The following is a 20,821-nucleotide window of genomic DNA, read 5'->3' on the forward strand; positions in this document are numbered from 1 at the left end:
AGTGCTCAAGGGGTTTTCTAAAATTTAAGTGGAGTAAGGAAAAGGGGACGGGGCCTCAGAGATAAGGGCCGCGTTGCCCAGGCTGTCAAGCCCTTTGGAATAAGGAGGATAGATCAATGCCACCTTCACAGAAAAGTTCATCCACTCATTATGATTTCAGAGACAACGGTCGCGATTACGGTTCAGGCAGCGGAAATCCCGGAAAGCTCAATGCTTTCGATCTCTTAGTCAAACTTCCCATTCTGCTCCTGATGCTGGGATTTTTCGGATTCTTCATCATATCGAAGGGTACCTGCGATCCCGAAGAAGCAAAGGCGTTTTTGGCCAGACTTCCTGACATGCCGGCAGAATTTGTTCAGCAGTTAAATGATCAGAAAGAAAGGCAGAGTGCGTACGAAGCGACAGCCGTACAGGATAGATATTATGTTGGATCTCTCGGTCGCTATTGCGAATGGGATGATAAGTACGAGTGCTACTACGACGCGGAAACAGATTGCTATTTCTGGTACAACAACACAACAAAGACCCATACCTGGCAGTACTGGTACGAAGGCATCTCCTCCGATTACGGTGATTACGGCTGGATGGAATGGGACAGCTCCGAGATGCAGTGGTACATCGAAGTTTCAGACGGAGACTGGGAGCCGCTGCCCGAAGAATATGACAGAGCAAGACTCTGGCATGTGGAGTAAACAGATAGGGGATACATAGGATAAGAAAAAAGATGGGCCGTCCCGCCTGCATGTTCTGCAAAGCGGGACGGCCTTGATCTTGATAAAAAATATTGCTCATTTTCATAAAGATTACACATCGGCGTTTTATACTCAAAATATCGAGTGATGCATGGGAAACGCCAAGCGCAAGGGGGTAATGGGAAAATGAGAAAAAGTTATATTAAGATCACGGCATTGATTTGTGTGTTGATTCTGGTCGCAACAGCGCTTGGCGGCATCCTCTTTACAATGATCGTGGTGAATGACGCAAACAGCGGATTTGTGAGCAAAGTCACCGGTAACGATGAAGATTTCGACGTAAGCCGGATAGAGATCGACAGGACCGAAGACAGCCAGAATACGCTGGTCGTATTCGACGGATTCAGATACCTTTCGAGCAGGACAGATCCTGATATCGGACACTACGGCCGTTATGTATATAACAACGGAACACCGTCTGACGCAGATAATGCAGGTGACGTACATCAGGTCAGTTTCTGCGTAGAGGTGAACGGCAATGAGCCGGTGACAGACGATATGGATGTCTTTCTGTTGGGTGAAGAGATCGTGGTTACGGAAGTCGGGGATTCAGTTATTGCATACTCTGTCAGTACAGTGAATAATAACGTGACCGTCGTTACCAGACCGGTAATGACAGTAACGCAGGTTCTGGATGAAGAAGAACCTGATGTTCAGATCACGGAAGAAACCGAAAGACAAAGTGAACTGGACAGTGAGGCAAAAGAATTATTCGATGAACTGATAGATGAATACAGCACAAACGATAATGTCTCGGCATTTGAAACCGGTCTTATCACATCGCATGCATTAGTGATCGCAACTTCATCTTTTGAAGTTCCGCTCACGGAAAATAAGATAGACATATATGAATATGATGCTTATGTGTTCCATCCGCTGGCTTACGTATTCTCGAATTACATACACGTGTATATCCTGATCCTTGTCATGCTTGTGGCTTTGATGCTGCTTACTGTATTCATGATGAGAAGGATGTACATCAACAGAATGAACTTTGAAGCGCGGACCAGGAATCTCACGAGAAGCTTTGCGCATGAGCTTAAGACACCGCTTGCCGTGACTCAGGCCTATATCGAGAACTGGGAGCTCGTGGAAGAAAAGGACCGTGCGGAAGTAACTGAGAAGATAAGCAATGAAGTGGACCACATGAATAAGATGGTTACCACGCTCCTGAACATCTCGGCGATGGATTCCGGTGACGTTAAACTGAATCTTGAGAAAGTGGAACTTTTCGAGTTTGCGAAAGCATGTTTTGACCGTGTTGAGCACATTGCCCGTGAGCGCGGGATAAGATTCGGATTCACGAAAGAGGGTGATGAGGAATTATATGTCATGGCTGATCTGGACATGATGAACATGGTCATCTCGAATTTCATTTCCAATGCGATAAAATACGGTAAGGAAAAGGCGGAGATCAAGGTCTCGGCTTCAGGAAACAATGTGGTATTCAGGATCAGCAATGACGGCGAGACCATAAGTGCCAAAGAACTGAAAAAGATATGGGATCTGTTCTATAAGAAGGATAAGGCACGCACGGACCGTATGGGCAGCAACGGAGTGGGTCTTGCAGTCAACAAGAGCATATTGGAGCTCCATAAGGCGAAGTTCGGAGCAGAGAGCGGATCGGGAGAGACCACATTCTGGTTTGAGATGAAAAAGGCTAAGTAATGGCGGAAGGCAAATACAGACTTCTTATCGCGGAAGATGAAGTGTCCTTAAGGACGATAACGGCAGCGTTCCTGACAAAGAACGGATTTGAAGTCGACCAGGTGGGGGACGGGGATGACGCATGCAGGATGGTCATGCAGAACCGTTATGATGCGATAATCCTGGACATAATGATGCCAGGCAAGGACGGCAGGGAAGTCTGCAGGTTTATAAGGAGCCGCTATGATGTTCCGGTGATCTTCCTTACTGCACTGGTAAGCGAGAATGACATTGAAAAAGGATATGAGACCGGAGCTGATGAATACCTTACAAAACCATATTCGATGAAGCTCCTTCTGCTTAAGATCAATGCCCTGATCAACCGCTACAGGGGACTGCTCGTGCAGAGCGGACGCATAGTGGTGGACGAGATAGAGATCGAACCTGCGAAAAGACAGGTGAGCGTATCGGGCAAGCGCATCGAGATATCTCCCAAGGAATATGATCTTCTTATGTTCCTGGTCGAAAACAGGGAGCAGATCTTATCGAGAGACAGGATACTTGATGCCGTCTGGGGAATGAATTTCGCAAGATACGACAGGGCAGTGGATACATACATCAAAATGCTCCGCGCGTCACTTGGAGATGCAAGTTATCACATAGAGACGGTGATAAAGAGCGGATATATCTGGAAAAACAAAGCAAATTAAAACGCCGGGGAGATAATAACCCCGGCGCTGTTGTTTTCATCTGCTGAAAGGATCAGATACGGCCGAAACCGACTGCCTTTCTTACGAGCTCGTATTTTTCTCTCGCGATCTCGATCGTGTAGTCGCGGCCTGCATCAAGGATGTCATCGATGATTCCGCTGTTCATTACTTCGTTGTATTTATCCTGGAAAGGAACGACCTTGCTGACGACTGCTTCCGCAACTGCTTTCTTGAGGTCGCCGTATCCGCCGCCTTCAAACTTTGCGACTGCATCTTCGATTGTAGAACCCGTGAATACGGAGTAGATGGTAAGGAGGTTCGATACGCCGGGTTTGTTCTCCTCGTCGAACTTTATGATGCCGTCGGAATCCGTGACAGCGGACATGATCTTCTTTCTGATCGTCTTTTCGGGATCGGAAAGGAAGACTGAAGCCTTCGGATTGTCGGTGGATTTGCTCATCTTCTGCTCCGGATTCTGAAGATCGCGGATCTTTGCTCCGATCGTGGGGATGAGGGGCTCAGGTATCCTGAAGAGCTCGCCGTAACGGTTGTTGAACCTGATGGCGAGGTTTCTGGCAAGCTCAACGTGCTGCTTCTGGTCGATGCCCGTGGGAACGTACTTGGGGTCGTAGAGCAGGATGTCAGCAGCCATAAGATCGGGATATGTGACAAGGCCTTCGGTGAAAGCTTCGTGAAGAGCTGACTTGGCCTTGAACTGATGCATTCTCGTCAGATCGCCGTGAGGCGTGTGACACTCGAAGATCCAGGACAGATTTGCGTGATAGAGATTCTCCGACTGAATGTAGATATGCATGTTCTCGAGGTTCGGATCGACGCCGCATGCGATGTACATGGCAATGGCATTGATGATGTTCCTGTGAAGAGCCTCGGGATCCTGGGGGACCGTGATGGCGTGCATGTCGGGAACAAAAAGAAATGTCTCGTAATCCTTCTGATAGTTAACGATCTGCGAGATACCGCCCGCATAATTTCCGATCGTAAGTGAACCGCTGGGCTGAAGGCCCGTAAGTAATCTGTCCATATTAAACCTCCGTTGTCTTGTAAGACGACTAATATTAACACGATATAATATAATTTACAAAAGAAAGAGAGGTCAGATGCATGTTATATATCCTTACGGCTCTTAAATGCGAAGCCGCGGCACTGAACGGCATCCGGGGCGAGGTGATCGTAACGGGCGCGGGCGGACGGGCCTCGGACAGGATATCGAAGATCGGACTTAAAGCGAATGATCTTGTCCTCAATGCAGGCATCTGCGCCGGAAGAAATAAGGGCAGGGGATATCTTATCGATCAGGTGATCTCCGATGCAACGGGCAGACGGTTCTATCCGGACATACTTTTTGAAACGGATGCGGAAGAGATGCCGCTTACCACTTCGGATAAAGTCGTTACCGTGGTTGAAGAAGGCATGCTGTACGACATGGAAGCGGCGTTGATCTGCGAAGAAGCATTGAAGGTGATACCGCCGTCCAATCTTGTCATCTATAAAGTGGTTTCGGACAGCGGAGATGATTTCCCGTCACCGAAAGAAGTAACGGAACTGATGGGCAGACATTCCGGTGAGATAAAAAAGATCGCGGAGATCATGTCCGGGCTCAGCACGGAAAAGTCGTATGAGTTCCTGCCTGAGAGCGTTGCCGGAGAACTGAAACTCTCCCAATACATGAGAAACGAACTCAGAGACATCGAGCATTACTGCGTTGCCGCAGGAAGGCAAGATGAACTCTTGAGCATCCTGGACAGGATGAGAAATGATGGCAGGATCCCTGTCAGAGACAGGAAGGCCGGAAGGGAGGTGCTCGATGAGATTTACTCGCGTCTACGTTGAGGAAAGGGCGGAAGATTACCCGCTGACACGTGAGATCTTGGATAAGCTCCCGGACGTGCATGTGATCCGGATAAAGCACTATAAGGATGTTTTCGACAGAAAGAGGCAGAATGCCGTTCTGCAAAGAGAGCATCAGGCGCTGATAATCGCCGTAAGGGACGGCAACAGGCTGTTCGAAGGAGCCCCGGTCTGTCAGTCTTTCGGCCAGAAGAATTTCTATTATGCAAGCTCGATGATGAACTGCCCGTTTGACTGCGGGTACTGTTATCTCAAGGGAATGTATCCTTCCGGCCATATTGTCGTTTTTGTAAATCTCGATGATTACGAAAAGGATGTGGAGGAGAAACTCAAAGACGGACCGATGTACGTATGCGCCTCTTACGACACCGATCTTATCGCGATGAACGGTCTGACGGGACATGCCGATTTCTGGAAAAAAGAGGCGCTGGCTCATGAAGATCTGCTGGTCGAGCTCAGGACAAAAGCCGCACCGGAGATAAAGGACAACATATCGAACGTCATCTATGCGTTTACCCTGTCGCCTGAAGAGGTGGTCACGCGTTACGAGAAGAATGCCGCTCCTGTCAGGGCGAGGATAAACGCGGCTGCGAAAGCCATGGAAAACGGAGCGAAAGTAAGGCTCTGCTTCGATCCCATGATGAAGGTACCGGACTGGAAAGATGCATATAAGCGTCTTGTGGATGAGACGGTGTCGGTATTAGATCCCGGAAAGCTTACGGACGTCAGTGTCGGAACGTTCAGGATATCTGCGGATTTCCTGTCCAAGATGAGAAAGGCTTACCCTGATTCGGAGGCAGCGTGGTATCCTTATGTTATCAGGGACGGCGTTGCCCAGTATGAGCCTGATACCGATAAGGAGATGCAGGAGTTCATGTGCGGACTTCTGGGGGAACACATAGGAAGGGAGAAGATATTCACATGGAATTGAAAACGGCACTGGTAACCGGAGCTTCCTCCGGAATAGGTCTTGCGATAGCAAAGATGCTGAGCGAAGAAGGCTATAAAGTCTACGGCATCGGAAGGATATTCCCTGAAGGCTGTGATTTCTTCGAACAGAGACTTTCTCTCGATCTGAGAGATACGGACATCCTACTGTCGAAGGTATCGGAGATAAAGAGGGTGGATATTCTGGTCAATGCGGCCGGAAGCGCGTACTACGGACTTGCCGAGTTCAATACTCCGGCTCAGATAAAGGAAATGTGCAGGGTGGATCTGGAAGCTCCGCTGATACTGACATCGGCGCTCCTGCCGAAGCTCAAGGACGTCAAGGGCATGGTGATAAACATCGCCTCGGTCACGTCGACGAGGATCAACACCCACGGCGCAGCTTACGGTGCGCTCAAGGCGGGACTCCGGAGCTATGGGCGGAGCCTTTTTGAAGAAGTGAGAAAGACCGGTGTCAGAGTCGTTACGGTCTGTCCGGATCTTACGCTCGGCACCAAACTCTACAGAAATGCGGATTTCAAACCGTCTGAAGAGGAAGGGTGCTACCTGCTCCCCGAAGATGTTGCCGAGTGCGTGAAGAACATTATCGGTATGCGCGAGGGTGCGGCTGTCACGGAAGTTGAGGTAAGACCCCAGTTCAACCGGATAGAGAAGAAGAAAAACTGAAGTCTTCTGATGTGTAAAATTGCAATATATCCCTGATTATCTTATTATTCCTCGTATATGGGCAAATCTGGAAGTCAAAGCAAACTGTTTTCTTTTTATAAGACCGTGATCACGGTCCTGGCTTTTGCCGCCTGCTTTTATCTCCTGATTGTGTGTTTTGCCGGCACGTACAGACTGATATCGGATATCGGTTATGCACGTGTAATGTTCCTGAATCCCCTTTTGCTCCTTTTTGTTGCGGTGGCGGCAGTCTTTGCATGCGGCATCCTGATTCTTAAGTCGCCGTCTGCGATGGGAAAGATATCCATGTTAGACGGGCAGGAAACTTTCGACCGTGCAATGAGGCTGATGAAGATCCTGGTCTTTGCCGAATGCATGATCTTTGCCGTAGGCATCTTCGGTATGGGGCAGAGAGAAGATCAGCTGGAAGTCCAGAGAGCCGCATACAGTTTTTCGTGGGGCGAGAAGGAAACGTTCACTCCGCCCGGATATCTCGGCATATATCCCAACAACACGGGCATGGCTGTTGTTCTGTATCTGATAAGCGGAATCGCTGGTCATTACAACAATGCGCTGATTATGCTGATAAATGCCGTGCTGGTCCCATTTATCTATTCCGATCTTGCCGAGATCGGCGGAAGGTTCGGGTTATCCAAAAAATCACAGATCATGGTGATGGCGGCCGGATTACTGTTCCTGCCATTCCAGGCGAAGGTGCTGATAATATATGGTGATATTCCCGGAATGTTCTTTGCCGTAAGGGCGATGAAGCATGCGGCCGCCATAGCTGCGAAGAAAGGCGGGGTAAAGAGCACTGCCGTTGCGGTCTCATTTGCCGCCATTGCGTGTGTGATCAAGAATAACTTCATTATCTTTTCCATAGCGGTTACGATATATCTTGCGGCAGAGCTCCTTAAGCAGCGCAGATTCAAAGAGCTTTATATACCTGTTGCGGTACTGGCTGCGTCGGTCCTTTTGAACTCCGGTCTGAATCTTATAGTGGGTGCCGTTGCCGGTACACCTGTATCGTCGGGCGCGTCCAAGTATTCCTGGATCGCCATGGGCATGCAGGAAGAGGCCGGAATGTATAACGGATATAATGCGCTCACGTATGCGGAATCCGGTTTTGACGCTTCCGTTCAGGCCGTTTCGGCAAAGCAGGATATTGCCGCGAGCATTCAGATGTTTTTCGCCGAGCCCCAGTATGCGATCGGATTCTATACAAGAAAGATACTTATCCAGTGGTCCGATCCGACACACTGCGCGTTTGAGTTTTTCAGCAGGAATGCTTATCTGGACAGCAATGCTTCTCCTTTTGTCTGGTTCCTGGCCGATCCTTCGGTTATCAGGATCGCTGCTTCGTTCCTTAAGGTGTTCCAGATCCTTATGTTCCTGGGCGGTGCGTCCTTTGCGGTAAAGAGTGCGCGCAGCAGGAACGGTTCGCCCGCAATGCTGCTCTTCCTGACATTTATCGGAGGCTATGTGTTCCACCTTATCTGGGAAGCTGCACCTTTCTACACGCTTTCCTATATGACCGTAATGATCCCGGCAGGTGTTGCCGGACTTACCGCGTTGATAAAGAAGATGTCGAAGATCGATCTGAAGGCAGCCGCAAAAGCCAAGATGACCGTAAGTGGTTCCGCGATGGTATTCTTTATAGCCGGCGTGTTTGTATTCCTCATTGCAGCGGCAGGTCTCGGAACTTTGAGACAGCTTCTCGTCGAAGGGAAAAACGAATACAAAGCATATTACAGCGAAGTGCTGCCGCGTACCCGTAATCCGGTCAGTGAGGGCAGATATTACCTGAAGCCCGCTGCCGGCGGTTTTGAAGGCGACGGACTGCTTGTCGAGATCAGCAGTTACGCCGGCAAATACAGAATGAGGGTAATAAACGATGACGTGATCGATGATATCTTCCTGACGGTTTCTGACGGCAGCGTCAAGATCGACTGGTTTTCCTACGATGATTCACAGGTCTTTGTCCTTCTCGAAAATAAGAACGGCACGTATTCCGTATGTCACGGCCAGTCCAGGGCCCTGGTCTCGGATGCTGAGCAGGGAGGCATAAAGGCCGGCGACTTCATCGAATATACATTCCTGTTTGATACTGAAGGTTATGACGAGTTCATTGAAGAACATCCGGAAACGACATGGAATCTTGTGCCCGCCACCTGAGATATCTGATCTTGGGTTCGCTTTTGGGGACAGTTTCAGGATATTGTAATATTACATTTTCGCTCCCTCCGGGGAGCTTTTTTATGCGGAAAAACCCTGAACCCCTAGTGGTTGTCAAGTTTTTCTGCTTTTTGTTACAATCACATTACAAGCACAATATATTGGGTTTTGCTGTTGACACGACCACAACATATAGGTAATCTTTAAGAGCGTTTCGAGAGAACCGAAGCGCATTCGCACCTATTTTTCAATTCAAGAGCGAGGTATTGGGACATGATCATCGGCGGACTTCAGAAGCTAACACTTTTGGATTTCCCCGGGACGGTAGCCTGTACGGTGTTCACCGTCGGATGCAACCTGAGATGCCCCTTCTGCCACAACCCGGCACTGGTGAACAACCCTCCGGAAAGTTACAGGATCAGCGAAGAAGAATTTTTCGCCTTCCTGAACAAGAGGAAAGGGATCCTTGACGGAGTTGCGATCACAGGCGGAGAACCGCTTCTGCATTCTGACATCGGTGAGTTTATCGCAAAGATCAAGTCGCTTGGCTACAAGGTAAAGCTTGATACCAACGGCACATTCCCTGACAGGCTCGGACAGATCCTGGTTGAAGGGAACGTAGACTATGTTGCGATGGATCTCAAGAACACCTTTGACAAGTATGCGGAAACAGTCGGTATCAGCGGCTTCGACACTTCTCTTATAAAGAGGAGCATCAGGCTGATACAGGAGAGCGGAGTCGATCACGAGTTCCGCACGACGGTGGTATCGCCCCTGCACACTGCGGACGATTTCGAGACGATCGCGAAGCAGGTGGAAGGATCTGAGAAGTACTTCCTCCAGAACTTCGTTGATTCGGGAGATCTTCTGAACGGTGAAGGTTTGGGTGAGATGCCGCGCGGAGAATTGGAAAAGGCATTGGGAAATGCGAGAAAAATAATACCGCAATCAAAGATACGCGGAGAGAGTTAAGGAGAGGAACATGTATCAAATCGTAAAAAGAGACGGCAAAGTCGTAGACTTTGACTTAAGTAAGATCAGCGGAGCCATAGAGAAGGCTTTTATAGCACAGAAGAGAGAGTATAACGCACAGATTATCGATATGCTCGCCCTGAATGCGGTTTCCGACTGCGAGAAGAAGGCTGTTGACGGCAAGGTAGGCGTCGAGGACATCCAGGACAGCGTCGAGGTTACGCTCCAGAAGATGGGTTACGACGATGTAGCTAAGGCTTACATCCTTTACCGTGCACAGCGCGAAAAGATCCGTAACATGAACTCCGCTCTCCTCAATTATAAGAATCTCGTAGACAGCTACGTAAAGATCGAGGACTGGCGTGTTAAGGAAAACTCCACAGTCACATATTCCGTAGGCGGCCTGATCCTCTCCAACTCCGGCGCCATCACGGCAAACTACTGGCTCTCTGAGATCTACGACAAAGAGATCGCAGACGCACACAGAAATGCCGATATCCATATCCACGACCTCTCCATGCTCACAGGTTACTGTGCAGGCTGGTCATTAAAGCAGCTCATCCAGGAAGGCTTGGGCGGTATCCCGAACAAGATCACTTCCGCTCCTGCAAAGCATCTCTCCACACTCTGCAACCAGATGGTCAACTTTCTCGGCATCATGCAGAATGAGTGGGCAGGCGCTCAGGCTTTCTCCTCTTTCGATACATATCTCGCACCTTTCGTTAAGGTCGACCACTTGAACTATAAGCAGGTAAAGCAGGACATCCAGTCCTTCATCTACGGCGTAAACACACCTTCAAGATGGGGTACGCAGAGCCCGTTCACGAACATCACGCTCGACTGGACTGTACCGAACGACCTCGCAGAGCAGAACTGTATCGTCGGCGGCAAGGAGATGGACTTCAAGTACAAGGATTGTAAGGCCGAGATGGACATGGTCAACAGAGCATTCATCGAGATCATGATCGAAGGCGATGCCAACGGCAGAGGCTTCCAGTATCCTATCCCGACATATTCCATCACAAGAGATTTCGACTGGTCAGAGACAGAGAACAACAAGCTCCTCTTCGAGATGACCGCAAAGTACGGCATCCCTTATTTCTCTAACTACATCAACTCCGACATGGAGCCTTCCGATGTACGTTCGATGTGCTGCCGTCTGCGTCTCGACCTTCGTGAACTCCGTAAGAAGTCCGGCGGTTTCTTCGGTTCAGGCGAGTCCACGGGTTCTGTCGGCGTAGTTACGATCAATATTCCCCGTATCGCATATCTTGCAACTGATGAGGCAGATTTCTACAGACAGCTCGACCATCTTATGGATGTTTCCGCAAGATCTCTCAAGATCAAGAGGAACATGATCACGAAGCTCCTCGAGGAAGGCCTCTATCCTTATACAAAGCACTACCTCGGAACATTCAATAACCACTTCTCGACAATCGGTCTTGTCGGTATGAACGAGGCATGCCTCAATGCCAAGTGGCTCAGAAAGGACCTCACTCATGAGGAGGCACAGCGCTTCACGGCTGACGTTCTCAATCACATGAGAGAAAAGCTCTCCGACTATCAGGAGAAGTACGGCGACCTCTACAACCTTGAGGCTACACCTGCAGAGTCCACAGCTTTCCGTCTTGCAAAGCACGACAAGGCTCAGTATCCCGACATTATCACTGCAAACGATGCATCCGGCGTATGGTACTATACCAACAGCTCACACCTGCCCGTAGGCTATACAGCTGATATCTTCGATGCTCTTGACGTTCAGGACAATCTCCAGACTCTCTACACATCAGGTACCGTATTCCACGCATTCCTGGGCGAGCGTCTCCCTGACTGGAAGGCTGCAGCTTCTCTCGTAAGAAAGATCGCCGAGAACTACAGGCTGCCTTACTACACTCTGTCACCCACATATTCCATCTGCCCGGCTCACGGATATCTCCCCGGCGAGGTCAAGGCTTGCCCCGAGTGCGGTGAGGCTACAGAGACATACAGCCGTATCACAGGTTACTATCGTCCGATCAAGAACTGGAACGACGGTAAGCTCCAGGAATTCAAGGACAGACAGACATATGACACATGCAACTCCAACATGAAGCCCAGAACCGCTACCGTTACGATAAGCTCTTCCGAGCCCAAGGAACTCCCGGAGCTGAAGCCCATTGACGGCGCACAGGTAACAAAGCCGATGCTCTTCACGACACACACATGCGCAAAGTGCAAGGCTGTAAAGGCAATGTTCGATGAACAGCATTTCGACTATGAGCTCATCTATGCAGATGACGAAACTGAGCTCGCAAAGAAGTTCGAGATAGTCAATGTGCCCGTGCTCGTTATCCCTGATGCCGACGGCCAGGGCGTCACGAAGTATACCGACATCGGCCCCATCAGACAGTATGTAAACGACTGCAAGGGTATCAAGGCATAATCTTAAGCATATGCCTTATAACAAGTAAAAGAATGACTCCCGGAAGGCAAAGTTCTTCCGGGAGTTTTTTAGCAAACCGGTTCTGATCTGTAATATTATCTTTGCATTACTTTTCAAAAATTCTTGTAAAAATCCGGAAAAGTAGTAGTAGAATACGGGAAATAACTTGATAAGGTGATTCTGTTATGGAAGATAATTCTTTTTCGATCGAACACAGTGAAAAGAGAGAGCACAGCATCACCGTATTGCCCGCCCTTAATCCTGAATCAATAAGAGAAGAGATCGAACTCGAGAAGTTCGATTATGAGACGTTGCTCGAAGAGATCAGGATAGGCTGATCAGGGCTTATTTCATTCCAAATGCTTTTCTGATCAACGGTATCCTGGAGATCAGGCAGCCCAGAGAGATGCTCAGCACGAGTTTGAATATGCAGAGCAAAAAAAGGCTCAGCGCTTTGCCGGCATTGGGTAAGATCAGATTGATTATGTTATCCCAGGGCATGAAGTTTTGTTCCACAGCATGCACGCAAACTATGAAGATGCTGTTTTCGCCGATGTAGGAAAGTATCCTGGATGAATGCTTCAGATACTTTTCTATAAAGAATGCAATGGTAAAGACGCCTATGCAGGCGCATATGCTCCCGAAGATGTCGGGTATTCCGTTGCCGAAGTCACAGATAACGAACCAGAATCCCTTGAAATTAATGATGAAAGCGATCCACATTGCAAAGGCAGCCAGAATCAGCAGTGCTTTTGTTTCTTTGCCGAACCCTGCCGCGGTGTCCTTCGCATTTGCGAAAAGATAACCGACGTACATGTAGAGTATTCCGCACAGACCAGCCTGAAAGCTCAGGGGAAGCCAGACTATGTAACTGGAGATAAACCCGACGGCAAATGCCGTGATGACCAGCAGGATGCGGATCGTGCTCTTGGTCTTGAGAAGAAGTCTGAGAAATATGCTGGAGAAAAAAGTGGCCCAAAGGAACCAGACAAGACCGATGGAGGAAATGAAGAAAGGTTCGGTCCAATTGTATCCTGCTCCGTATAATGAAGCGTATAGCCACAGTTTGACTTCGCCGATGACATCATTGCCGGTCAGGGAAGCAGTCAGCAGGGCTGTCAGTATCATAACCAAACAGGTAAGAAGATAAGGGACGATCAAAGTCCGGAATTTGCGTTTGGCAAAACGGGGAAAAGGAGTTTTATCATTCGTGAAGTACCCGGTTATCATGAAAAAGATCGGAACGTTGAATGTGTAAACTATTCTCTGGATACCGGGATCGCCCGTATGACCCACGATGATCGCTATGATGCCGATACAGCGGGCGATATCGATAAACCGCGTTCTGGTTTTGGAAGATCTGTCTGCAGTTAGGGCCGCTGTTTCCATTATGAGAATCTCTTTGCAGTTGATTTGGGTGTCTGAATTCTAACATAATCAAACACCCTTTGCCATTTGCACACACGGCGGGAGCCCGCATAAACTCTGTATACAATCTTGTGCCCCGCGGCTTCAGACTCCGAATGCCTTTCTGACAACAGGGATCCTTGACAGAAGACAGCCCAGACCGGTATCAAGCGTGAGCTTGAGAGCGATCAGCACGAGGAGGCGGGGGAGAGATGCCGCACCCGGAAGTATCAGGTTGAGGATGCTGCTCCACGGCATCAGGTTCTGTTCGACAGTGTGGACGCAGAGAATGAAAAGACTGTTCTCGCCCAGAAATGACAATACAGCGGAGACCGGACTTATGAATCTGTCGGTGAAATATGAGACCGCGAAAACAACGGCGCATGCGCAGATGCATCCGATCATGTCTATGATGCCTCTGCCGAAATCACAGTCGACTATCCAAAATGACCTGAAACCTGTGATGAAAGTTACCCAGATAAGGAGCGCGAGGATGAGTAAGACGGCGATCAGTTCCCTGTTAAGTTTTTTCAGGGTGCTTTCCATCCCGCGGTATGCATATCCCAGATAGATGAATATGACTGAGCATAGGGCGGGCTGCAAACTGAAGGGCATCCAGCAGTAAAGGCTGGTCAGATATCCCAGGTTAAATGCCGTAATTACACCCAATATCCTGATCCTGTAGTCGGCTTTCAGAAGGAGCCTCATTATCAGGACGGCGATGAAGGATGCCCATAAGAACCAGATCGCGCCAATCCCCTTTATCTGGATCAGTCCCTGGTAATTGTTGCCTGAACCGTATAAGGCTGCAAAGGTCCATGCTTTAAGAGGGGCGGTGAGGTTTCCGTCCGTGAGCAGTCCTTTGACTGCCGCCAGCAAAACTATTACTGCCGAAGTCAAAAGATACGGCAATATGAGGGAACGGAACTTTTTCTTTGCAAACCGGGAGAAAGAGGCCTTTGTGCTGATGAAATAGCCCGTGATAAGGAAGAACAGCGGGATGTGGAATGTGTAGACAACGCGGTTTATCGATGCGCTGCCGAGGTGTCCCAAAATGATGCAGATGATGGCGATCCCGCGTGCGGTATCGATGAAACGGATTCTGGTTTTTGCGGTACTGCCACTATGTGTCATGGATGAAGTCACCTTATCTTATCAGGTATTTTGGATTCTAACACACCCGGAAAGTATGTGCTATTTACGGAAAACTGTTTGTCACCGCACCGAATGCACAATCACCCGGCGTGAAAAGTATGCAAATCCCATCTTCAAAATCGGCGGCTGAGTTTTTATAGTAAAAGAAGCAATAGAATAAAGGCTTTGCGCCGCAGGAACGGAGGTCTCATATGCTCAAGGATTTTGTTAAGGTCGAGAAACCGGACGACGAGGAATTTGCCAAGAGATTGGAAGAGGAAAGGGCAAAGCTCTTCGTGGCACAGATGAAGATAAAGGAAGCCGGACTTCCCGTAATGGTAATTTTCGAGGGCTGGGGCGCGGCAGGAAAGGGCAGCGTGCTCGGTAAGATCATAAAGAATATCGATCCGAGATTCTTCAGGGTAAAGACTTTCCCTAAGCCGTCGAAAGAAGATCTGCGGTATCCGTTCCTGTACAGATACATGAAGGAGATCCCGGAAAAGGGCAAGTTTGCTTTTTACGATACCTTCTGGATGGAGGAGATAACGGATGAGGTCATGGAGGATCTCCTGAGCGACAAGGAATACGAGGAGAGGATCGAGTCTATAAACAGGACTGAAAGGACCCTCGTCGATAACGGCTATCTCGTAATGAAGTTCTTCTTCCAGATCGGGAAGAAGGAGCAGAAGGAAAGACTTGAGAAGCTCATGGACGACAAGGATACCAAGTGGCGTGTCGACAAGGGCGACCTCTATGAGAACAAGCATTACGACGAGTGCATGGATGTTTACGACCAGTATCTGAAGGATACGAACAATCCGACGGCTCCGTGGTACATCATCGACAGCAAGGACAAGAAGTTTGCAGAACTCCAGGTTCTCGAATTCCTGAATCAGGGCATCGAGACGGCTTTGAAGAACAAGAGTCTTGCAGCTCCGATCCTTCAGAACACTTTCCCGCTCAAGAAGACGCCCCTGCTCAAGGAAGTCGATCTGAAGGGAAAAGAGCTTACAGACGAAGAGTACGAAGAAAAACTCGATAAACTCCAGGACGAATTAAGAGACCTGCATAATAAGCTCTACAGGAAGAAGATCCCCGTCATCATCGCTTATGAGGGATGGGATGCGGCAGGAAAGGGCGGCAACATAAAGCGTATCACCGGCGCGCTCGATCCGAGAGGATATGAGGTGCTCCCGATCGCGAGCCCCGAGCCGCACGAGAAGGCAAGACACTTCCTGTGGAGATTCTGGACAAGGCTCCCGAGGACAGGCCACATTGCGATCTTCGACCGCACCTGGTACGGAAGGGTCATGGTCGAGCGCATCGAAGGATTCTGTTCGGAGAACGACTGGCAGCGCGCCTATAACGAGATCAACGAGTTCGAAAAGGAACTGACCGACTGGGGCGCGGTCGTCATCAAGTTCTGGGTCCAGATTGACAAGAAGACGCAGCTCAAGCGTTTCAAGGAACGTCAGGCAAATCCCGAGAAGCAGTGGAAGATCACCGATGAGGACTGGCGCAACCGTGAGAAATGGGACAAGTACGAGACGGCGATCGACGAGATGATAAAGAAGACATCGACAGAGTTTGCGCCATGGTACATCCTGGAATCCGTCGACAAGAAGTATGCGCGCATCAAGGCTCTTGAGATCGTTATCGACCGCATCAAGGAAGCTTGCGACAAAGACTGACGCGAACGGCTAATTGAAAAGACTTTCGGCTCACGGCTCCGGACTTAATGTTCGGGGCCGGAGTTTTTTGTTTGGGTTTTGTAATTCCGGACCGGTTTCCTGCCGGGAGTGGGGCAAAACCTGGGCAAAGTCAAACAAAGTCCTCTGAATAGAGCGATTTTTGTAGAAAATGCCTACCACATGATTGAAATAACCGTGCTAAAATAAATCTAGTAGTATATACCATATTCCATTTTTTACAAATACTTTTTTCGAAAAATGTATAAAATTTTTTAGAAATTTTAATGAAAGGCAGGTTTGTATGGGCTTTAAGATAGGCGACAATATTGTTTATGCAGGCAGCGGTGTTTGCCAGATAGACGACATAAAAGACATTAGTTTTTTCAAAGAGAAACCTCAGAAATACTATGTTCTAAAGCCTCTCTTTGTAACAAGATCCCAGTATGTATACGTGCCTCTCAACAACGAGGCTCAGGTTAGCAGGATCAGACCCGTAGCTTCGAAGAAGGAGGCCATCGCTCTGATCGACAAGCTCCCCATAGATAACTGCAGCTGGATCGAAGACCGCAATGAGCGCAAGATCGCATTTACCGACATTATCGTCAACGGCAGCAGGGAGGACATCGTCGGACTGATATACCTGATCAACAGACATGCCGAGAAGCTCGCCAAGGAAGGCAAGCATCTGAATGCCCAGGATGAGCGTGCCCTTGCGGATGCGAGGAGCAGGATGAACAACGAGATCGCGGTGGCGCTCGACATGGAACCTGACGGTGTCGTCGAGCTGATCCACGAGAAGACCGGACTTGAAGATTTCGCATAATACCTATCGGCTCGGTATTAGTTATTGCAATATGCAAGAAGGTGTGATTTAATAACCGCAGTTTTGAATTAAGGAGAATCCTTATGAAGACTGCGGTTTTCTTTTATGCGTATAGCTACTATTACTACTTTAGGGAGACGAACTAAAGCGACTTTTGCTAGCGCCAAAAAGAACCAATACACTTGATCTGAATAACGCTGCAGGGTACGCAAATAACCCCGCAGCGTTTTTTGTTCAAGGCATGAAGAAGTTAAAAAACAGGATGTAAGGATCCTGAAAAGGAGATAAATAACATGATCGCAGTATTGAAGAACACGGCAACAAAGGAACAGATCTCGAGCCTCATCTCATGGTTTGAGGGCAAAGGCCTTAAGGTCAATGAGTCCAAGGGTGAGTTTTGCACGGTATTAGGTCTCATAGGCGACACGTCGACGATCGATATCGACATGCTTCAGGGTCTGGATATCATCGAGAAGGTAACGAGAGTTTCGGAGACTTTCAAGAAGGCAAACAGGAAGTTCCATCCTGAGGATACAGTCGTTGATGTAGCCGGAGTAAAGATAGGCGGCGGGAATTTCGCAGTCATCGCAGGACCCTGTTCGGTAGAGAGCGAGGAGCAGATCATGAGCGCGGCAAAGGCCGTTAAGGCGGCAGGAGCAACGATCCTTAGAGGCGGCGCATTCAAACCCAGAACCTCACCTTACGATTTCCAGGGACTTCACGAAGAGGGCATCAGACTTCTCCTTGAGGCTAAGAAGGAGACGGGTCTTCCCATCTGCTCCGAGATCATGAGCCCTGAGCAGATCCCGGTTTTCGAAGAGGTTGATTTCCTTCAGGTCGGTGCAAGAAACATGCAGAATTTCGACCTTTTAAAGGCCCTCGGCAAGACAGGCAAGCCGATCCTCTTAAAGCGCGGCCTCTCGGCTACCATTAAGGAACTCCTCATGAGCGCCGAGTACATCATGAGCGAAGGCAACCCCAACGTCATCCTCTGCGAGAGAGGTATCAGAACATACGAGACATACACAAGGAATACTTTTGACGTAAGTGCCATCTCAGTATTGAAGCAGATCACGCACCTTCCTGTCGTAGGTGACCCTTCACATGCTACGGGCAAGTCGAATCTCATCAAGCCGATGTCCATGGCTGCTGTAGTATCAGGCGCGGATGCTCTCGAGATCGAAGTTCACTGCAATCCCGAAAAGGCCCTCTCCGATGCAGCTCAGCAGCTCACACCCGTACAGTTCGGAGAAGTAATGGAAGCTATCGCAAAAGCAAGAAGCATACTGTGATAGATCAGGCGCTGATATATGTCAGCGTCTTTTTGTTTAAAGAACGTATATTATTTCGAAAAGGAAGTGCATATCAAATGAAGATAACAGTCGGCGTGGTAGGATTAGGCCTTATCGGAGCCTCGTTTGCAAAGGCTTATAAGGAGAACGGTGAGGGAGCCACAGTTTATGGCTGGAACCGTACGAAGAGTATTACGCAGATGGCTCAGATGCAGGGCATCATCGATGATGAACTGACGGATGAGAACCTCGGGAAATGCGATCTCGTCATACTCTCGCTTTACCCGGAAGCCACCATCGAATGGATGGAAAACCACAAGGAGCACTTCAATAAAGAAGGCATGGTAATAGATGCCTGCGGCACGAAGAGACTTGTCTGCGAGAAGGCTTTCAAGATGGCTGAAGAGAACGGTTTCCTCTTCGTCGGCTGTCACCCCATGGCTGGAACGAAGTTCTCGGGAATGACGCATGCCAGAGGCGACATGTACAAGGGCGCGCCCATGGTCGTCGTTCCGCCCGTCTTTGACGACATGTTCCTTTTGGACAGGGTAAAAGATCTTCTTGCTCCGTGCGGATTCGGAAGTTTCCATCTCGCTCATGCCGATGAACACGATAAGATGATCGCATTCACATCTCAGATGGCGCATCTTGTATCCAACGCATATATAAAGAGTCCTTCTGCAAGGAACCACAAGGGATTTTCGGCGGGTTCCTACAAGGATATGACAAGAGTCGCGTGGCTCAATCCCACCATGTGGACCCAGCTCTTCATGGAAAACAAGGACAATCTGATCTTTGAGATCGATCATCTTCAGGAGGAGCTTGCCAAGTACAGGAAGGCTCTTGTCGAGGACGATTTTGACGGACTCCGCGATCTGCTCGATGAAGGCAGACAGATCAAAGAGGAGGTCGACGGCATATGAGGACCGTTCATGTCAGCGCCGCATCCAAGGAATACGATGTGCTCATTGGCATAGACGCCGTCAGGTCGCTGGGCGCGGAGGCGAAGAAGCTCTGCCCCAAGGCGCTGAAAGCCCTGGTCGTTTCCGAGACCAATGTGGCGCCGTTATATCTTGATACGGTCAATGATCAGCTTGAAGGCGCGGGATTTGAAGTGACAGATTATGTTTTCGGCGCGGGTGAGCAGAATAAGAACATCACCGAGATCGCCGGAATGTGGAATAAGATGGCTGAAGCGGGCTTTACCAGGACCGACATCGTAATCGGTCTGGGCGGAGGCGTGACGACTGATATGGCAGGTTTTGCTGCATCGACATTCCTTCGCGGCATAAGCGTTATCCAAATACCGACATCCCTTCTGGCGATGGTCGACGCGTCAGTCGGAGGAAAGACCGGAATCGACATCCCGATGGGGAAGAATCAGGTCGGCGCGTTCTGGCAGCCCACACTCGTTCTGGAGGATATCTCGTTCCTCAGGACACTTCCTGATGACGTGTTTACCGAAGGCATGGGTGAGGTCACAAAGCACGCGTTCATAATGGATCTTGATCTTTTCGATAAGCTCGAAAAAGCAAACGGCAGCATCAGGGTTGACGAGGAACTTCTGGAAGAGATCGTCTATATGAACGTATCTGATAAAGCTAGCGTCGTCGGTGAAGACGAGAACGATAACGGAAGACGCCAGACGCTGAACTTCGGTCACACCGTGGGACACGTCATCGAACGCGACAGCGGTTTTACAAAACCTCACGGGATCTGCGTGGCCAAGGGCATGGGGATCATCATGGATGCATGCGTCAGAGCGGGAACTCTTTCTGCTGAGGACGCAGAGAAGATGAAGGATCTCTTAAGGCTGTATAAGCTCCCGGTAAGTGACGAGATCACGCCCGAAGTTATAGTCGAAGGCGCCATGAACGACAAGAAGAAACGCGGCGACACCTTATCGGTTATACTTGTGAATAAGATCGGCAGTGCCGAGATAAAGAAGATGACAAAAGAAGAGTTCCTGGAGTTTTTGTCTGTATGAGAATAGCTTGTAACAACGTTGATCTGAAAGTCAAAGCACCGCCTTCAAAGTCGGTCTATCACAGGGAACTTATCATAAATTTCATCCTTGGCGCCAGAGGGGATTATCTCGATGACAATGAAGAGGATAACGACGATATAAAGGCGACAAAATCCTGCCTCAAGACTCTTCTGGATACTGAGTCTGAGACTCTTATCTTCAACTGCAATGAGAGCGGATCTACTTTGAGGTTCATGATCCCCGTGGCTTTGGCATTAAAGTCTGAAGCCAACAGTAAGCTTATCTTCAGGACAAAGGGGAGGCTCATAGACAGGCCAATAACGGAA

The 20,821-nt window shown here is 49.1% G+C and carries 18 protein-coding genes and 1 pseudogene; 16 read left to right on the top strand and 3 right to left on the bottom strand.

The genetic code is table 11. The features are described from left to right. Positions 1 to 116 precede the first annotated feature (116 nt). The 3 genes from BO18_RS28210 to BO18_RS28220 all read left to right on the top strand — a co-directional run bounded on the left by BO18_RS28210 (position 117) and on the right by BO18_RS28220 (position 3,109). Positions 117 to 692, top strand: a complete 576-nt coding sequence (locus BO18_RS28210) for a hypothetical protein (RefSeq protein WP_034451267.1) — start codon at positions 117 to 119, stop codon at positions 690 to 692. 186 nt (positions 693 to 878) lie between these two features. Next, entirely contained in the window at positions 879 to 2,420 is a 1,542-nt protein-coding gene (locus BO18_RS28215; RefSeq protein ID WP_034451269.1) for a sensor histidine kinase, read from the top strand. Beyond that, positions 2,420 to 3,109, top strand: coding sequence for a response regulator transcription factor (locus BO18_RS28220; protein ID WP_034451271.1), 690 nt, complete (start codon positions 2,420 to 2,422; stop codon positions 3,107 to 3,109). The genes BO18_RS28215 and BO18_RS28220 overlap by 1 nt, the downstream gene beginning before the upstream one ends. 52 nt (positions 3,110 to 3,161) lie before the next feature. On the opposite strand, the gene trpS is transcribed toward BO18_RS28220, so the two are convergent. Then, entirely contained in the window at positions 3,162 to 4,151 is a 990-nt protein-coding gene (gene trpS / locus BO18_RS28225) for a tryptophan--tRNA ligase (RefSeq protein ID WP_034451273.1), read from the bottom strand. Positions 4,152 to 4,231: 80 nt separating this feature from the next. On the opposite strand from trpS, the gene BO18_RS28230 reads away from it, so the two are divergent. The 7 genes from BO18_RS28230 (at position 4,232) to BO18_RS35205 (ending at position 12,499) form a co-directional block, all read left to right on the top strand. Next, the gene (locus BO18_RS28230) at positions 4,232 to 4,960 is read left to right on the top strand and encodes a hypothetical protein (protein WP_034451274.1); all 729 of its coding nucleotides are present in this window, start codon (positions 4,232 to 4,234) and stop codon (positions 4,958 to 4,960) included. Then, a complete protein-coding gene (locus BO18_RS28235) occupies positions 4,935 to 5,909 on the top strand; it encodes an SPL family radical SAM protein (RefSeq protein WP_034451276.1) in 975 nt (324 codons plus the stop codon). Before BO18_RS28230 ends, BO18_RS28235 begins: the two co-directional genes overlap by 26 nt. Beyond that, entirely contained in the window at positions 5,900 to 6,592 is a 693-nt protein-coding gene (locus BO18_RS28240) for an SDR family oxidoreductase (RefSeq protein WP_034451278.1), read from the top strand. Before BO18_RS28235 ends, BO18_RS28240 begins: the two co-directional genes overlap by 10 nt. A gap of 57 nt (positions 6,593 to 6,649) precedes the next feature. After that, positions 6,650 to 8,767, top strand: a complete 2,118-nt coding sequence (locus tag BO18_RS28245; RefSeq protein WP_185752607.1) for a hypothetical protein — start codon at positions 6,650 to 6,652, stop codon at positions 8,765 to 8,767. Positions 8,768 to 9,040: 273 nt separating this feature from the next. Further along, a complete protein-coding gene (locus BO18_RS28250; RefSeq protein ID WP_034451282.1) occupies positions 9,041 to 9,739 on the top strand; it encodes an anaerobic ribonucleoside-triphosphate reductase activating protein in 699 nt (232 codons plus the stop codon). Positions 9,740 to 9,749: 10 nt separating this feature from the next. After that, complete coding sequence (locus BO18_RS28255) at positions 9,750 to 12,161, top strand: ribonucleoside triphosphate reductase (protein ID WP_034451284.1); 2,412 nt, start codon at positions 9,750 to 9,752, stop codon at positions 12,159 to 12,161. 185 nt (positions 12,162 to 12,346) lie between these two features. Further along, entirely contained in the window at positions 12,347 to 12,499 is a 153-nt protein-coding gene (locus BO18_RS35205) for a hypothetical protein (protein ID WP_185752608.1), read from the top strand. Between the two features lie 7 nt (positions 12,500 to 12,506). Here BO18_RS35205 and BO18_RS28260 read toward each other — a convergent pair whose 3' ends face one another. Continuing rightward, a complete protein-coding gene (locus BO18_RS28260; RefSeq protein WP_034451286.1) occupies positions 12,507 to 13,550 on the bottom strand; it encodes an acyltransferase family protein in 1,044 nt (347 codons plus the stop codon). Positions 13,551 to 13,673: 123 nt separating this feature from the next. Next, on the bottom strand, positions 13,674 to 14,702 hold the full coding sequence (locus BO18_RS28265) for an acyltransferase family protein (protein WP_034451287.1): 1,029 nt from the start codon (positions 14,700 to 14,702) through the stop codon (positions 13,674 to 13,676). A gap of 212 nt (positions 14,703 to 14,914) precedes the next feature. Here BO18_RS28265 and pap point away from each other — a divergent pair, with 212 nt between their 5' ends. The 6 genes and pseudogenes from pap to BO18_RS28295 all read left to right on the top strand — a co-directional run. After that, entirely contained in the window at positions 14,915 to 16,393 is a 1,479-nt protein-coding gene (gene pap / locus BO18_RS28270; RefSeq protein WP_034451288.1) for a polyphosphate:AMP phosphotransferase, read from the top strand. Positions 16,394 to 16,694: 301 nt separating this feature from the next. Continuing rightward, positions 16,695 to 17,216 carry a CarD family transcriptional regulator gene (locus tag BO18_RS28275; RefSeq protein WP_034451289.1) on the top strand — a complete coding sequence of 174 codons (522 nt, stop codon included), beginning with the start codon at positions 16,695 to 16,697 and terminating at the stop codon, positions 17,214 to 17,216. A 293-nt stretch (positions 17,217 to 17,509) separates the two neighbouring features. Next, entirely contained in the window at positions 17,510 to 18,508 is a 999-nt protein-coding gene (gene aroF / locus BO18_RS28280; protein WP_034451290.1) for a 3-deoxy-7-phosphoheptulonate synthase, read from the top strand. 77 nt (positions 18,509 to 18,585) lie between these two features. Beyond that, positions 18,586 to 19,431, top strand: coding sequence for a prephenate dehydrogenase (locus tag BO18_RS28285; protein ID WP_051689240.1), 846 nt, complete (start codon positions 18,586 to 18,588; stop codon positions 19,429 to 19,431). Then, entirely contained in the window at positions 19,428 to 20,495 is a 1,068-nt protein-coding gene (aroB, locus tag BO18_RS28290; RefSeq protein WP_034451292.1) for a 3-dehydroquinate synthase, read from the top strand. Before BO18_RS28285 ends, aroB begins: the two co-directional genes overlap by 4 nt. Next, positions 20,492 to 20,821 (top strand): annotated as a pseudogene (locus BO18_RS28295) (hypothetical protein); the annotation flags it as partial. The gene aroB and the pseudogene BO18_RS28295, both read left to right, overlap by 4 nt.

The sequence above is a fragment of the Butyrivibrio sp. AE2032 genome, from assembly GCF_000702965.1.